Source organism: Candidatus Omnitrophota bacterium (assembly GCA_014728045.1).
Classification (GTDB): Bacteria; Omnitrophota; Gorgyraeia; order Tantalellales; family Tantalellaceae; genus WJMH01.
Genome location: WJMH01000018.1, coordinates 54,591 through 70,368, shown reverse-complemented (window position 1 = coordinate 70,368; position 15,778 = coordinate 54,591). Strand labels below are relative to the sequence as shown.

At 50.7% G+C, this 15,778-nt stretch carries 14 protein-coding genes and 1 tRNA gene; 7 read left to right on the top strand and 8 right to left on the bottom strand.

Translation table 11 applies throughout. The features are described 5' to 3' along the window. Positions 1 to 13: 13 nt before the first annotated feature. From glmS to dnaA, 8 genes are all read right to left on the bottom strand, one after another. Positions 14 to 1,870: a glutamine--fructose-6-phosphate transaminase (isomerizing) gene (gene glmS / locus GF409_06945; GenBank protein MBD3426949.1), complete on the bottom strand. Its 1,857-nt coding sequence runs from the start codon at positions 1,868 to 1,870 to the stop codon at positions 14 to 16. 43 nt (positions 1,871 to 1,913) lie between these two features. Further along, entirely contained in the window at positions 1,914 to 2,444 is a 531-nt protein-coding gene (locus GF409_06940) for a hypothetical protein (protein ID MBD3426948.1), read from the bottom strand. A 75-nt stretch (positions 2,445 to 2,519) separates the two neighbouring features. Continuing rightward, positions 2,520 to 2,597, bottom strand: a tRNA-Glu gene (locus tag GF409_06935). Positions 2,598 to 2,710: 113 nt separating this feature from the next. Next, positions 2,711 to 5,161 carry a DNA gyrase subunit A gene (gene gyrA / locus GF409_06930; protein MBD3426947.1) on the bottom strand — a complete coding sequence of 817 codons (2,451 nt, stop codon included), beginning with the start codon at positions 5,159 to 5,161 and terminating at the stop codon, positions 2,711 to 2,713. A 35-nt stretch (positions 5,162 to 5,196) separates the two neighbouring features. Further along, the gene (gyrB, locus tag GF409_06925; GenBank protein ID MBD3426946.1) at positions 5,197 to 7,653 is read right to left on the bottom strand and encodes a DNA topoisomerase (ATP-hydrolyzing) subunit B; all 2,457 of its coding nucleotides are present in this window, start codon (positions 7,651 to 7,653) and stop codon (positions 5,197 to 5,199) included. Between the two features lie 45 nt (positions 7,654 to 7,698). Then, positions 7,699 to 8,013, bottom strand: coding sequence for a DUF721 domain-containing protein (locus GF409_06920; GenBank protein MBD3426945.1), 315 nt, complete (start codon positions 8,011 to 8,013; stop codon positions 7,699 to 7,701). Beyond that, positions 8,010 to 9,113: a DNA polymerase III subunit beta gene (dnaN, locus tag GF409_06915; protein MBD3426944.1), complete on the bottom strand. Its 1,104-nt coding sequence runs from the start codon at positions 9,111 to 9,113 to the stop codon at positions 8,010 to 8,012. The genes GF409_06920 and dnaN overlap by 4 nt, the downstream gene beginning before the upstream one ends. A 247-nt stretch (positions 9,114 to 9,360) precedes the next feature. Continuing rightward, positions 9,361 to 10,764 carry a chromosomal replication initiator protein DnaA gene (gene dnaA / locus GF409_06910; GenBank protein ID MBD3426943.1) on the bottom strand — a complete coding sequence of 468 codons (1,404 nt, stop codon included), beginning with the start codon at positions 10,762 to 10,764 and terminating at the stop codon, positions 9,361 to 9,363. A 322-nt stretch (positions 10,765 to 11,086) separates the two neighbouring features. Between dnaA and rpmH the strand changes: the two genes are divergently transcribed. The 7 genes from rpmH to GF409_06875 all read left to right on the top strand — a co-directional run bounded on the left by rpmH (position 11,087) and on the right by GF409_06875 (position 15,695). Then, positions 11,087 to 11,224, top strand: a complete 138-nt coding sequence (gene rpmH / locus GF409_06905) for a 50S ribosomal protein L34 (GenBank protein MBD3426942.1) — start codon at positions 11,087 to 11,089, stop codon at positions 11,222 to 11,224. After that, positions 11,221 to 11,562, top strand: a complete 342-nt coding sequence (gene rnpA, locus GF409_06900) for a ribonuclease P protein component (protein MBD3426941.1) — start codon at positions 11,221 to 11,223, stop codon at positions 11,560 to 11,562. Before rpmH ends, rnpA begins: the two co-directional genes overlap by 4 nt. Before the next feature lie 4 nt (positions 11,563 to 11,566). Further along, positions 11,567 to 11,797 carry a membrane protein insertion efficiency factor YidD gene (gene yidD, locus GF409_06895; protein MBD3426940.1) on the top strand — a complete coding sequence of 77 codons (231 nt, stop codon included), beginning with the start codon at positions 11,567 to 11,569 and terminating at the stop codon, positions 11,795 to 11,797. A gap of 12 nt (positions 11,798 to 11,809) precedes the next feature. Beyond that, entirely contained in the window at positions 11,810 to 13,399 is a 1,590-nt protein-coding gene (gene yidC / locus GF409_06890) for a membrane protein insertase YidC (protein ID MBD3426939.1), read from the top strand. Between the two features lie 9 nt (positions 13,400 to 13,408). Continuing rightward, positions 13,409 to 13,612, top strand: a complete 204-nt coding sequence (locus GF409_06885; protein MBD3426938.1) for a hypothetical protein — start codon at positions 13,409 to 13,411, stop codon at positions 13,610 to 13,612. Between the two features lie 438 nt (positions 13,613 to 14,050). Continuing rightward, a complete protein-coding gene (locus GF409_06880; GenBank protein MBD3426937.1) occupies positions 14,051 to 14,881 on the top strand; it encodes an AAA family ATPase in 831 nt (276 codons plus the stop codon). After that, positions 14,862 to 15,695: a ParB/RepB/Spo0J family partition protein gene (locus tag GF409_06875; GenBank protein ID MBD3426936.1), complete on the top strand. Its 834-nt coding sequence runs from the start codon at positions 14,862 to 14,864 to the stop codon at positions 15,693 to 15,695. Before GF409_06880 ends, GF409_06875 begins: the two co-directional genes overlap by 20 nt. Positions 15,696 to 15,778 lie beyond the last annotated feature (83 nt).

The window sequence follows — 15,778 nt, the reverse complement described above, 5'->3', positions numbered from 1 at the left end:
TCGCGGGGCCAGATCACTCCACCGTAACCGACTTGGCAAGATTGCGGGGCTGGTCTATATCATAACCGAATTCTTCTGCGACATGATACGCAAGAAGCTGCAGCGGGATAACGACCAGCACGGGAGAGAAGACCTCATCCACCTGCGGTATGTCGATAATGTAATCAACGTTCCCCCGGTCGAGTTGCCTGTCGCCTTCGGTGACAATGGCGAGGACGAGTCCTCCCCTTGCTTTTATCTCCTGAATGTTGGAAAGCATCTTTTCGTAGGTCTCCGACCTGGGCGCTATACAAACGACCCACGGGTTCTCATCGATAAGTGCGATGGGGCCGTGTTTCATCTCCCCGGCAGGATAGCCTTCCGCGCTTATGTAGGAGATCTCCTTCAGCTTGAGGGCCCCTTCAAGCGCGTTGGGATAGTTGATGTTCCTCGCCAGGTACAGAAAACAGCTTTTGTTGTTCCTCGCCAGATAATATTCGTGAAAATCCGCCGCGTACTTGGCGATCTTGTTCCTGCTGTTATGGTAGTGCTCGAGAACGCGCTCTGTCATGGCGGGCACTTTTTTAAGCCTTCTGAGAAAAGAGCCGTTCCCCCGAGCGTCCTTTTTCTTTATTTTCGCAAGATAGGCGGTGAAAAGATACAGAACAGCAAGCTGTGCTGTATACGCCTTGGTGGAGGCCACCGCTATCTCGGGCCCAGCGTGCGTGTAGATCACCCCGTCGGACTCGCGTGCTATGGAGCTGCCGAGGACGTTGCAGATCGCGAGCACCCTGGCGCCTTTTTTCTGTGCCTGCCTGAGTGCTGCGAGCGTGTCCGCTGTCTCACCCGACTGCGATATGACAATGACCAGGGTGTCCTTGTCCACCAGAGGGTCCCGGTACCTGAACTCGCTTGATGTGTCTACCCATACGGGCACTTTGGCGCATCCTTCGATTATGTATTTACCGGTCATCCCCGCGTGGTAAGCCGTGCCGCAGGCGACTATCGCGATCTTTTTTATTTTCCTGAGTTCGTTTTTGGCGATGGCCAGTTCCTCGAAGACCACCTCGTCCCCTATTATCCTTTCCTTGAGTATGGACCTGAGCACCTCGGGCTGTTCGCAGATCTCTTTCATCATGAAATGCTTGTAACCGCCCTTCTCCGCCTGGGATATGTCCCATTTGACCTGTGTAGCCCGGCGCTGGAGCTTTTTCCCTTTCGCCCCGTAAATGGTATAACTGTCCCTGTAAAGGTCCACCGTTTCGTTGTTCTCGAGAAAAACGATGTTCTTGGTGTGGTCCAGGACCGCGGGGATATCGCTGGCAATGAAGTTCTCGCCTTTTCCCGCGCCCAGTATCAGGGGGCTGTCCCTGCGGGCCCCCACCAGCCTCCCGGGTTCGCCTTTATGTACCACCGCTATCGCGTAGGATCCCTTGAGCTTCTTGGTCGCCTCTTTTACCGCCTCACAGAGGTCTCCCCTGTAAAGGTCCGCCACCAGATGCGCTATCACCTCGCTGTCGGTGTCGGAGACGAACTCGTACCCTTTTTTGCTGAGGGCTTTTTTGAGGGACTGGTAGTTCTCGATGATGCCGTTATGCACTACGGCGAGGTTCTCTTTCGGGTCGATATGCGGGTGGGCGTTCACGTCGTTCGGCACCCCGTGCGTGGCCCACCGCGTGTGGCCCACTCCGGCGTGCCCTTTTATGGGGTGCTTCTTGAGCTCCTCGGTCAGGACGCGCAGCTTGCCCTGCTTTTTCCTGACGTTAAGCTCCTGCCCTTCGAGCACCGCTACCCCGGCCGAATCATATCCCCTGTACTCCATGCGGGCGAGCCCGTTGAGAATCACTTTTGTCGCGTCACGTTCGCCCGTGTAACCTATGATCCCGCACATAGTTTGCGTACCTTTCTTTGACAGAGTCGTAGCGGAAGGCGGATCAGTCGTCCCTGTTAAGCCTGTCCATAAGGTTGATGATATCCGCTTTCGCGCAACGGCCTATGAGTGCGCCCATATAAAGCAGCACGGAGAACTGCCAGCAATCCTCCGGCCCCACGATAAGCGCGGTCTTCACGTTCTCTTGCTTCTCCAGCTTCTTTTTATAACTCTCGATGGTCTTCGAGAGAGAGGCTTCTTCCAGGTCAAGCTCCTGGAGGGTATTGTTGTATTTAAGGGAGGGCAGTCTGAGCCCGCGCATGAAGAAGAACATCTGCACCGCGTCCATATCAACGTCAAGGTCTTCCTCGAAATCGAACCCCTCGAACTGCGGCAGGTTCTCCGGCAGCACAATCATGGGTTTTTCGACGAGGATCTCGCCCTGTCTGACCACGGTGCTGCCCGGGTTAACGGCAGATTCGGCGAGGAAAATATACGGCACCCTGGTCTGCTCGAAGGTAAGAAGACCCTTCGCCCTTCCTCTTATCACTTCGGTCTTTTCCTGGGCCTTTTCCCAAAGTTGTTCTATGTCCATGATATCCTTTAAAAACGAAAAAAGGAGAAAGCCTCCCTCCCTAAGCGGAGAGGGAAGGCTTTTCTCCTTTTAAATTGGCATCCCCAAGGGGATTCGAACCCCTGTCGCCAGAATGAAAATCTGGTGTCCTAGACCAGGCTAGACGATGGGGACACTCAATTCCGCTTCTGTTGATTATTATACTCACTCTTTTTAAAAAAGCAAAATTCACAGAGGCACTATTCTACAAAATACAAGTCCGCTTTGCAATAGTTTTTTCTTTTTCGCTATTCCTCGGCGATCGCGTCTTCCTCCTCCTCGGCGACGACCCTGGCCACCGAGGTGAGCCTGTCGCTGGACTTGAGGTTGATGACCCTCACTCCCTGCGTGGCCCTGCCTATCTGACTTATACCGTCGACGGCTACCCTGACGACCATGCCCTGCTTTGAGATCAGCATTATCTCGTCACCCTCCCTGACGCTCTTGGTATTGACAACGGGGCCGTTCTTATCGACGATCTTCAGATTTATTATGCCGCTTCCGCCGCGGGACTGGACGCGGTATTCCTGAAAATCTGTCCTCTTGCCGAAGCCCTTCTCGGTCACCGTAAGAAGGGTCCCCTCAAGGTCGACCCTGTCCATGCCCACGACTTTGTCCTTTTTCTTGAGGGAAATTCCTTTAACCCCCTGCGCGCTCCTGCCCATGGGGCGTATGTCTTTTTCGCTGAACCGTATGGCCTTGCCCTGCCTCGTCGCCAGGCAGATCTCATCCTGCCCGCTGGAAAGGATCGAGCCTATCAGCTTATCCCCCTTGCCCAGCTTTATAGCTATGATCCCGCCTTTGCGGGGGTTACTGAAAGCGTCAAGGGCGGTTTTCTTTATCTTGCCCTGCTCGGTCGCCATCACCACATAAGTGCCTTCGGTGAATTCGCGAACCGGGACAACCGAGGTTATCTGCTCTTCACTTGATATCCCCAGCACGTTAACTATTGGCCTGCCTTTTGTCCTTCTGCCTGCCTGGGGGATCTCGTGCACCTTGAGCCAGTGCAGCTTCCCTTCACTGGTGAATATCAGCATGTAATCGTGGGTGGATGCCACGAAAAGGTGTTCGACGAAATCCTCTTCCTTGGTCTCCGCGCCGGTTACGCCCTTGCCGCCGCGCCGCTGTTTCTTGTAGGCGCTCACCGGGTACCTTTTGATGTAGCCGGCGTGGCTCAGGGTTATCACCATGTCCTCCTCCGCGATAAGATCCTCTATCTCTATGTCCTCGGCGGCTGCGGTGATCTCTGTTCTTCTGGAATCGCCGAACTTTTCCCTGATCTCCATCGTCTCGTCCTTGACGATGCCCATTATCTTCTTCTCGCTCTCGAGAATCCCCTTGAGCTTCTCTATCAGCTTGAGCAGTTCCTTATACTCGTTCTGTAACTTTTCGGTCTCAAGGTTCGTCAGCTGCTGAAGGCGCATGGCGAGTATCGCAAGGGCCTGCCTCTCGGAAAGCTTGAATTTTTTCATCAGCCCTGTCTTGGCCGTCTCGGGGTTCTTGGATTTTTTGATGAGCTTAATCACCTCATCCAGGTTATTTATGGCTATTTTCAGCCCTTCCAGTATGTGCGCTCTCTCCTCGGCCTTTGCCAGGTCGAACTTGGTGCGTTTTATGATAACCTCCCTGCGGTGCTTGACGAACTCTTCAAGCATCTGCTTGAGGTTGAGTATCTGCGGCTGCCCGTCGACTATCGCCAGCATTATCACCCCGAAAGTATCCCTCATCTGGGTGTGCTTGTAGAGCTGGTTCATCACCACTTCGGAGTTCTGACCGCGCCTGAGGTCTATCACTATCCTCATCCCGTCCCTGTCGGACTCATCGCGTATGTCGGTTATCCCGTCGACCTTCTTGTTCTTGACGAGGCTGGCGATGGAAGTTATGAGCCGGGTCTTGTTGACCTGGTAGGGTATCTCGGTTACGACTATGCTGTCCTTGCCTCCTTTTTTCTGCTCGACGTGCGCCTTGGCGTGAAGGGTAAGCGAGCCCCTGCCGGTGCGATAGGCCTTGAGTATGCTGTCCCTCCCGCAGATAAGCGCCCCCGTGGGGAAATCCGGACCGTGAACTATCTTTACCAGGTCATCTATAGTGCACGCGGGGTTGTCTATCAGATGTATTATGGCGTCGGCTATCTCCGTAAGGTTATGCGGGGGGATATTGGTCGCCATCCCCACGGCTATACCACTTGACCCGTTCAAAAGAAGGTTCGGCAAAACCGAAGGCAGGACCTCCGGTTCGTTCAGCGACCCGTCGAAATTCGGGCGCCAGTCGACCGTCTCTTTTTCTATGTCCCGGAGTATCCACTCGGTTATCTGCTGCAGGCGCGCTTCGGTGTACCTCATCGCTGCGGGGCTGTCACCGTCAATTGACCCGAAGTTCCCCTGGCCGTTCACAAGAGGATATCTAAGCGAGAATTCCTGCACCATGCGCACCAGCGCGTCGTAAACGGCGGAGTCCCCGTGCGGGTGGTATTTACCCAGGACCTCACCGACTATTCTTGCGCTTTTTTTATAGGACCGGTTGTAGGTTATCCCCATGTCCTTCATGGCGTACAGTATGCGCCTGTGCACGGGCTTAAGCCCGTCGCGCACGTCAGGAAGGGCCCTGCCGATGATGACGCTCATCGCGTAGTTTATGTACGAATCCTTCATCTCCTCTTCAATGTGGACCGGGATGATCTTTTCGTTTCTCGTGTACATTCCTTCTCCTGTTCTTCTTGTTATTTGAATTACTTTTATACGTCCAGGTTCTTGACGTCCTTGGCGTGTTCGATGATGAAGTGTCTGCGTGATTCCACGCTGTCACCCATAAGCACCGTGAACATCTCGTCCGCTTCGACGGCATCCTCTATGGTCACCTGCTGGAGCGTCCTTCTTTCCGGGTCCATGGTGGTCTCCCAGAGCTGCTCGGGGTTCATCTCACCGAGACCTTTGTACCTCTGGATGGTCATGCCCTTTTCTCCTACGCTGAGGACGTGCCTGAGAAGCCCCTTGAGAGAGAAGACCTCTTCTTCCCCGTCAATTATGAATAGAGGCGTCTCTTCCTTTGACTTTTTCTTCTTTTTGCCTTTCTCCTCCAGATAAGTCTCCTTCTCCGGAGGAGTCTCCCTGGCATAATCGGCTATATCCAGACCGAACTTGGCGATTTCCTTGCTTATCTTCTCTATCTCCCTGGCCTCGTAGAACTCCTGTACTGCTATGGTCTCGGCCTGTTCTTCCTGGTCGGACTTTTCCTCGCCGTTCATCTCCAGCTCTTTTTCCGAGCCAGATTTGGCCCTAAGCTCCGCCAGTTCATCGTCACTGTACAAATATATGTATTCTCCCTCCACTTTTACCCTGTAAACCGGGAGTTTATTGGTCTTCTTCTGCCTCAGTTTGACATATTCGCTGAGTTTTACTCCACGGCGCTCTATGCCCGCCGCGAGCTTTTCCAGCCTGATGAGAAAGCCCAGCAGCTCCTGGAGCTTATTCGTGGTGAGGGGGGATTTGCCGGAGATTACTTCTATCTGCATTCCTTCGGTCCCCTGGTCTATCAAAAACTGCTTCATCTCTTTTTCGGTGTTTATGTATTCCTCTTTTTTCCCCCTTTTGACCCTGTAAAGCGGCGGCTGCGCGATATATATGTGTTCCTTCTCCACCAAGTCTTTCATCTGGCGGTAGAAAAAGGTCAAAAGCAGCGTCCTTATGTGGGACCCGTCGACATCGGCGTCACACATTAGGATTATCTTGCCGTAACGTATCTTCTCGACATCGAATTCATCGCCTATGCCGGCCCCCAGAGCGGTTATCACCGTTTTTATCTCATTGTTGTTAAGGACCTGGTTTATCCTGGCTTTTTCCACGTTGAGTATCTTTCCCTTGAGCGGAAGTATCGCCTGATATCGCCTGTCCCGCCCCTGTTTCGCCGAACCTCCGGCTGAATCCCCCTCGACGATATAGAGTTCGGTGAGTGCGGCGTCCCTTTCGGAACAATCTGCGAGCTTGCCGGGGAGAGAGCCGCTTTCAAGGGCTCCCTTGCGCCTGGTAAGATCGCGTGCTTTCTTGGCCGCTTCCCTTGCCCTTGCGGCATTGATGGCCTTTTTGACTATAGCGTTCGCTATCGAGGGGTTCTCGTCAAGATAAGTGCCCAAAAGGTCGTTGACCGCCGCCTCCACTATACCTTCCACCTCGGAATTGCCCAGTTTGGTCTTCGTCTGGCCCTCGAACTGTGGATCGGGTATCTTCACGTTGATGACGGCTGTAAGCCCCTCCCTGGTGTCATCTCCCGACATCGTGCTGTGTTTGAGGGCGCTTTTCGCCCTGCCGTAGTTCTTGAGCGTTCTTGTCAGGGCGGACTTGAACCCGGTCAGATGCGTTCCTCCTTCTGTGGTGTTTATGTTGTTGACGAAGCTGTATATGTTCTCGGCATACCCCTCGTTATATTGCATCGCGACCTCAAGGACCACGTTATCTTTCTCCTTCTCGAAATATATTATCTTCCTGTGTATGGAGTTCTTGTTCTTGTTCATGTGTTCGACGAAGGAAATAATCCCGCCCTTGTAGAAGAATTCCGAGGTCTTGTCGCTCCTCTCGTCCTCAAGGGTTATCTTAACCCCCTTGTTCAGAAAGGCGAGTTCCCTCAGACGCGCGGAGAGAATATCATAGCTGAATACCGAGATCTCCTTGAAGATCTCCTCGTCCGGCTTGAACGTTATGCTCGTCCCGGTCGTCTTGGTCTTGCCGAGGGTCTTGAGCTTGCTCTTGGTCTTGCCCTTCTGGTATTCCTGGTGGTGTATCTTCCCGTCACGCTTGACCTCGACCTCCATCCATTCGGAAAGACCGTTAACGACGCTCACCCCCACCCCGTGCAGACCGCCTGAGACCTTGTACACGCGGTGATCGAACTTCCCTCCGGCGTGCAGTGTCGTCATGACGACCTCCACCGCAGGTTTTTTCATCTTCTCGTGCATATCGACGGGTATACCCCGGCCGTTATCCTTGATGGTGATGCTCTCATCGGCGTGGATCACGACGTCTATCTTGTCGCAGAACCCACCCATGACCTCGTCGATTGAGTTATCCACGACCTCGTAGACCATATGGTGAAGACCTCTTTTACTGGTGTCACCGATATACATCGCAGGCCTTTTCCTTACCGCGTCAAGGCCCTCCATGACCTGTATGGTCGTCGCGTCATATTTTTTCTTGTCCATTGCTTTTTCCCCTGCGGCTTTTGTCTTTGCCATTTTGATCCTTTCTTATGTGTCGAGAGTCCCGACCCGGAACCTGATGTCTTTGGCCTTTTTTCTTCCGGTATAATTCTCGTTGAACCTCTTAAGTATCTTTCTCTTCTCGAGCGTAAGCTTGTAAAGCCATGTGGAATCCTCCACTATGACCATAAGTATACCATTTTTAAAGCTCACCGGCCTGGCGTGTTCCTTTGTTTCTTCCTCGACCGATCCCGCCCAGGCTCTGGAGACGGCGTTAGCGCGTTTTACCGCGCCCTTCTCCCATTTTGTAATAAGGCCCTCTATGATGCCTTTTACGTGTCCGGGGTCTTTTTTTCTCATCATGCCGTAAGCTGCATCGGGAGGACGACGTAGGTATATTCCTTCCCGCGCCTTATCACGCCGGGCTTTGACGCGTCGCTCACCTCGAAGACTATCTGGTGGTCTGCCAGGCTTTTAAGGACGTCTATCAGGTATTTCGGGTTGAACCCTATTTCAAGATCGTCCCCTCCCGAGTAATCTACCTCAAGTTCCTCTTTCGCCTCTCCTAGATAAGGCGTGTTCTTGGATATGGTCATCCTCTTTTTCTTGATGTTGAGCTTGATGGCCATCGAGTCCTGGTCTGTGAATATGCTCGCTCTTCTTGTCGCGGAAAGAAAATCTTCCCTGGATACGGTTATCTCTTTAGAGGATTTGCCCGGGATCACCTTGGAATAGTTGGGGTATTCCCCTTCGATGAGCCTGGAAAGAATAAAACTTGTCGAAAAAGAGAAAAGCACCTGATTATCGCTGAACTTGATCTGGACCTCCCCTTCATCCTGAAGCATCCTCTTCGCTTCCTGCACCGTCTTCGTCGGTATGATGGCTTCCCTGTCGACAAGGGTCTTTTTCTCGAGTTTCTTCTCAACTACAGCAAGACGCCTCCCGTCGGTCGCGACCACCTTGATGTCATCCCCTTTGACGAGGAGCAAAACCCCGTTAAGCACGTACCTGGTGTCGTCCCTGCTTATCGCGAAATCCGTCAGGTTGAGCATTTCCTTGAAATCGCTCTGGTTTATCGTTATAGAATCCTTGTCCTTGAACATCGGAAGCTGCGGGAACTCCTCCTTCGGTAGACCTATTATCTTGAAAAGAGCCTTTCCGCTTTTTATCGTGACGAAATTATTCTTTTTCATGTTAAGTTCTATATCGTTCTCCTCAGGAAGTGCCTTTATTATGTCGAAGAATTTCCTAGCCGGGACCGTTATGGACCCCTCCTGAACGACCTCGGCAGGTATAGTTGAACATATACCTATATCAAGGTCCGTAGCGGTAAGCTTAAGACCGCTCTTTTCCGCTTCCAGCAGAACATTACTTAAAATAGGAAGGCTGCTTTTTTGTGATACAGCGTTCTGTACAGTCTGTATGCCTTCCATCAGGTCGCTTTTTGAAACCACTAGTTCCATTTTTCCTCCCCCTAAGATCTTGAGTTGTTCACTGCTCTTATGTTCTTCTTTACTAATAGTTTTTTAAAATGCAGTAGTATCAGTATAAGTAATAAAAGAGGTTGTTACTTTGTGGATATCTTTCTAACTTACTTAAATTAAAAACCTTAAATTAATAATAACCTGTGTATAACCGTTCCCCGGCACAGTGGAAAAAATGTACAAGCCTTATAAAAGTTATCCACAGTTTGTCAAAGAAACCAACAACCTATCTTTTTATCTGTACGGTCAGTTCGTTTATGACCGACCGTGTGCTTTCGTTGTTAACCAGCTCTTTGCCGATCTTATCGCAGGCATGAAGCACGGTCGTGTGGTCCCTGCCCCCGAAAAAACCGCCGATATCAGGAAGCGAATAATCGGTAAGAGACCTTGAAAGATACATGGCCAGCTGTCTCGGATAAGCTATGGCCCTAGTCCTTTTTTTCGTCTTCATGTCCGACATCTTGATATTGAAATACTCGGCTACGACCTTCTGAATGAGGTCGATGGTTATCTTCTTGGCCTCGGTGGAGATCATCCCGCGAAGCACGTTCTTGGCCAGGTCCACCGACATCTCTTGCCCGGTCAGTTTCGAGGAAGCGACGACCCGGATAAGAGCGCCCTCCATTTCGCGGATATTCGTCTTTATGTTCTCTGCCAAAAAGACCAGGACCTCGTCCGGGACGCCCACCGCTTCATTCTCGCTTTTTTTCCCGAGTATCGCCATGCGCGTTTCAAAATCCGGAGGCTGTATATCCGCGATAAGCCCCCAGGCGAAACGCGAGACAAGCCGCTCCTCCAGCGTCGGTATGTCCTGCGGCGTGCGGTCACTGGAGATTACTATCTGTTTATGCGCGTCGTGGAGCGCGTTGAATGTGTGGAAGAACTCCTCCTGTGTCGATTCCTTCCCGGCGATGAAATGTATGTCGTCTACGAGAAGGACATCAACATTCCTGTACATGTTGCGGAATTTATCGGTGGTTCTTGTACGGATGGCTTTTATCAGTTGGTTGGTGAACTCTTCACTCGATATGTAGAGCACCTGTGCTTTCGGGTTTTTCTGGAGTATCTCCTGTCCCATGGCCTGCATAAGATGGGTCTTCCCCAGGCCGACACCTCCGTAGAGAAAGAAGGGATTGTACATCCTTGAAAGTTTTTCGCAGATGGCCAGTGCCGCGGCGTGAGCGAAACGGTTGTTCTCTCCCACCACGAAATTCTCGAAAGTATAATTCGGGTTAAGCCCTATCTGCTTGTAGCGGCTTTCGGGGGTCGCGCGCCCCCCGGCAAAGACGGACTTGAGCCAGCTTTCTCCGCGCGTGTCTTTCTGGGGCTCCGCCCCAGCCACGCGTTTCTCGGTCTGGGGCTGTTTTGGTTTTTCTTTTTCCTGAGGCGCCGGCTCCACGACCTTGAACGAGATCCGCCTGCTCCTTCCCGAAGCCTGCTGGACGGCCATCGATATAAGGCTTATATATTTTTCGCGCACCCAGTTCTCGAAGAATTTGTTCGGGACGGCGAGAGTGAGAGAATCGTCTTCAGAAGGGATTTCTTTTATTGAAGAGAACCACGTGCTGAAAACCTGCTCGTTCACCTCTGAACGGAGGATGTTTAATGCTTTTTCCCAGACGTTTTCCATAATAAGATACTTGAAGAGCGGCTAATTTTTATCAACAGGACCCGGATGTTTTCCACGGGAAAGAAACGGGATATCAACAAGTTATCCACAGGCCGTGGGTATAAGGAATCTAGCCGTTAAATCATATTGGGAACTATTATAACCACTCGAAACATACAATGCAAGGAAATTTTTAGTGCCAAGCCACGTAAAGATCGTCCTTCAGTAAAGAGAATAGCCTGCCGCGCAGGGATATCGGATTAACCCTTGACTTAGCTCTTTTGTGTGTTATAATCACTAATCCATTAAATATGATTTATATCCAATTTCAAGGAGTAATTCCGTGAAAAAGAATCTAAAGACAAAATCAAATCTGAAACGCAAAAGAAAACACGGGTTCCGTAAGAGAAGCAGCACCAAGTCCGGCAGGACCATTTTGAACAGGAAACGCAGCAAGGGGCACAAAGTACTGTCCGCGTGAAGATAAAGCATATTCTTAGACCGAAGGATTTCGCCGAGGTCCTCGAGAACGGCGAAAAGTACGGAGCCGGACCACTGCTCGCTTATGTGGAAAGAATCCGCATGCGGGGGCTCCCGGAGATAGGGATAATCGTTTCCAAGAAGGTGGCCCCGAAAGCCGTTACCCGCAATTACCTGAGAAGGATTATCTATTCGTATTTCCGCGGGGAACAGCCCGGCTGGATAAAAGGCGCCAGGATCATTGTGCGGGTGGCGTCAAAAGTTGACAGTTTAGGCAAAAGGTCTTTGTCGGAACAGATACGGCACAGCTTGGATCAGATCGTCCGGAAGATGCGGTAACCAGATGAAACAAGCCCTGATAGCATTCATAAGAGCCTACAAAAAAGTTATAAGTCCTTTGTTTATAAGGAGTTGCAGATTTTATCCAACCTGCTCGGATTATGCCATCGAAGCCATCCGCAAGCACGGCACCATTAAAGGTTCGGCGATGTCGGTCTGGCGGCTGCTGAGATGTAATCCGTTCTCTAGAGGCGGGTTCGATCCGGTCTCCGAGAAAAGTTCTAACCAGTTTTAAAGGAGTAAGTTGATGGAAAAAAGAATGATCGTTGCGATCGCGCTTTCACTGATGATTTTACTGGGGTTCCAGTTCCTGGGAAACAAGAACAAGCCACAGGTACAGCCGGAGTACGCACCCAGTGGGACCGCAGGGACACAGACCGAAACCGGCCCGGCTGCCCCACGCACTTCTTCCTCCAAAGAACAGAAGGCGCTGGAAGAGAAGCTCACCGAAGTTTACACGGAGAACTACAGGGCGGTCTTTTCGGATATCGGCGGAAGCATGAAAAAACTGGTGCTGGTGACCATAAAGGGTGAAGATACCCTGTTCGAGGAAGAAGTGCTTTCACAAAGGCCCTTCGCGCTGGAAAGCAGTATTATTGCTGGGTTGGAGGCGAAAAAGTACGAAATGAGCCGCGGCGACAATTATGTAGAATATACATACACCGAACCGGGCTGGATCGAACTGACTAAAAGGTATGTTTTCCCGCAGGGAACCAACCGCATAGATCTTATGGTGTCGGTCAGGAACATTGCCGACAGGAGCATCAATTTTTCCTATAGCATTATCGGGCCGGCAGATCTTATAAAGGCGGACAATATCATGGGCCGCAGGTTCCTGGAGGCCAATGCGATGATCGACGGTAAGCTCTGGCGCGAAAAATCCGTCAAGCAGATCGAGGAAAGAATGGGAAATATATCGTGGATAGGCCTGAAGAACAGGTATTTCGCGGTAGCCCTTAAGCCCTTCACCGCTCCCAAGACCGCTTTCATGCAGAAAGTGGCCGGCAAGAATCTCCTGACGGGTCTGCGCATGCAGAGCCAGGAACTGGCTCCCGGAACGGCAAAAGAAGATGAATTCTTTCTCTACGCCGGGACTCTTGACGAAAAAAAGCTCGCCGCCATAGGGTACAGCCTGGAAGAGCTGGTGGACTTCGGGTTCTTCGGCGCCCTGAGCAAGGTGCTTCTGTCCATATTGGCATTTTTCCATAACTGGACGCATAATTGGGGCCTTGCGATAATCTGTCTTACGATCTTGATAAATTTCCTGCTCTTTCCCCTCACCTTCAAGAGTTTCGCTTCAATGCAGCAGATGAAAAAGATACAGCCGCATATGCAGAAATTGAAAGAGCTTCATAAGGACAACCCCCAGAAACTGAACAAGGAAATGATGGAGCTTTATAAGAAATACAACGTTAATCCTCTGGGAGGCTGCCTGCCTCTTCTCCTGCAAATGCCCATATTCATTGCGTTATATCAGGGGCTTATGAGGTTCATTGAACTTAAGGGGTCGGATTTTCTCTGGATAAAGGACCTGGCAAAACCGGATGCGGTTCCCCTGCCCTTTTCTCTTCCGGTACTGGGCTCAAGCATAAACGTGCTGCCTTTACTCATGGTCGGTATGATGGTCGTGCAGCAAAAGCTATCACAAAGTGTTTCGGCCGGGGCCATGACCGATGAACAGGCAAGCCAGCAGAAGATAATGATGCTGATGATGCCTCTTTTATTCGGGTTCTTATTCTATAAGATGCCCTCCGGGCTTGTGTTGTACTGGCTTACCAATACGATACTGATGTCGACCGAACAGACTATTATCGGCAAACGCCTTGCCGGGGATTGAGGTGAAGACATGCCGCACAACGGAGAACAAATGCGGACCATAGAGGTCGAAGCAGTCACCAGAGAAGAAGCAATAAAAAAAGCGCTAAAAATGCTGCATGCCAATAAACAGCAGGTTGAGATCAAGGTCCTCAAGGAAGAACACAGGGGGCTTTTCGGCATGGAAGGCGCCGAACCGGCGAAGGTGCGCGTAACACTGAAAGATACCGAATAACCCCACCCACCAAAAGCATCTCCAGGGCACAAGATATACGCATCGAGCAAAATGTTGATAACTTGTGAATAGCCCCTTAAATGCTTTACTTTATCACAGTTACAAGGCTTAAAACCTTTAATAACTTTGGGGATAATTCAGAAGCACCACAATTTGTTGGGCCCCCTCTTCCGTTTACGGTATCCAGGTTTCCACGTGGAAACATTTTTCTTTGATGACCAGCGAGAGTTTCCACGTGGAAACATTAAAAAGTTTTTCGAATAAAAAAAATTTCCGACCCGCCCTGCCCTTTGTTCTACAAGCCTTACAGCGATATGCTGATATGGTACCAGAACTACGCCTTGTTTCCCGGGCGATCGACTTGACATTTTATTGTTCGTATGTTATATTTTTCTAAATTCCAAAAACCTGCCAACCATCAACCCGGAAGGCGTCAACATGAAAAAAATCGCTTTTTGTAACCAGAAAGGCGGAGTTGCAAAAACAACCTCGGCGATCAACATAGCTGCTTACCTGGCGCTGAACGACCAAAAAACATTGCTTATCGATCTCGACCCTCAGGCGAACGCGACCAGCGGCGTCGGTATCGAAAAAGCCACGATTGAACACAGCATATACAATGTGTTGCATGAACATATCAATATTCGCGAAGCTCTTCTGGAGACAGATATAGCAAATCTGAAGATAATCCCGTCCAATATCAGTTTGACCGGTGCTGAAGTCGAACTGGTTAATGTCATGGGACGCGAGTATCGTTTGAAAAAAGCCCTTGAAGAAATGCAGGACGAATTTGATTATGTGATATTCGATTGTCCGCCATCGCTGGGACTGCTTACCATAAACGGTTTGACCGCGGCAAACTCCGTGATTATCCCGATACAGTGCGAATATTATGCGCTTGAAGGGCTTGGACAGCTTATGCAGACACTGAGCCTCATAAAAGAGAATTTGAATGAGGACCTGGAGATACAGGGTGTTCTAATGACGCTTGCGGATTACCGGACTAACCTTACCAAGGAAGTGATAAACGAGGTTAAGGAGCACTTTAAAGAAAAAGTTTACCGGACGGTCATACCGAGAACGGTTAAACTGACCGAAGCCCCGGGGTTCGGAAAACCCATAGCATTATATGCCGAGAATTCAATAGGGGCAAAGAAATATTCAGATGTTGCCAGAGAGATACTCGGATTGTCGCTGGAAGCAGAAGCTGTTGGAAAAGAAGGGGTTATAACTAATACGGAGGAAAATCATGGAGAAGAGACTGGGTAAAGGGCTGGATGCGCTGATATCGGAAGACGCCAGTAAGCCGAAACAAAAGGTAGAAAAATTAAAACTATCGGAGATAGTTCCTAATCCGTTCCAGCCCAGGAAACGCTTTGGTCAGAAGAAGATGGAGGAGCTGACCAGTTCGATCCAGGAAAAAGGGCTCATTCAGCCCATACTGGTCAGGCCTTCCGGTTCCGGGTACGAGATCATAGCCGGGGAGAGGCGCTTCAGGGCCGCGCAGGAGTTGGGAGAGCAGGAGATACCTGCGATCATACGCAATGATATAGATGATGCCAGCAGTCTTGAGATCTCGCTTATTGAGAATATCCAGAGAGAGGAGCTCAATCCCGTAGAAGAAGCCCAGGCCTACCAGGAGCTTATTGACAAGTTCGAACATACCCTCGAGAAGGTCGGACAGATGATGGGAAAGGACAAGACCACCATATCCAACAGCATAAGGCTCTTGGGGCTTTCGCCAGAGATCAAGGGATACCTTGAGCAGGGACGTTTATCCACGGGGCATGCCAAGGTTCTGCTTTCGGTGGTCAGCGAAAAGATTAGAAGCAAGCTGGCCAAGAATATTATCCGCAAAGGTATGTCCGTAAGGGAGGCCGAACAGCTTGCCAGGAGGATCGGACAGACCCCTGCGAGGTCAAAGCAGCCTGTGGACCCGGAGAAAGCCAGCATAGAGGAAAAACTCCAGCATAAGCTCGGGACCAAGGTCAGGATACACCAGGGAAAGAAAAGGGGAAGGATAGAGATACAGTATTTCTCGAACGAGGATTTGGAAAGGCTGCTCAATATAATGCTTTCATAGGGGAGCGGTCTCTTAAAGGGGATCTTTTGTAAAGCGTGTGCCCTTAAGGGGCACGCGCTTTTTTACGGGGTGAAAAAACTTGA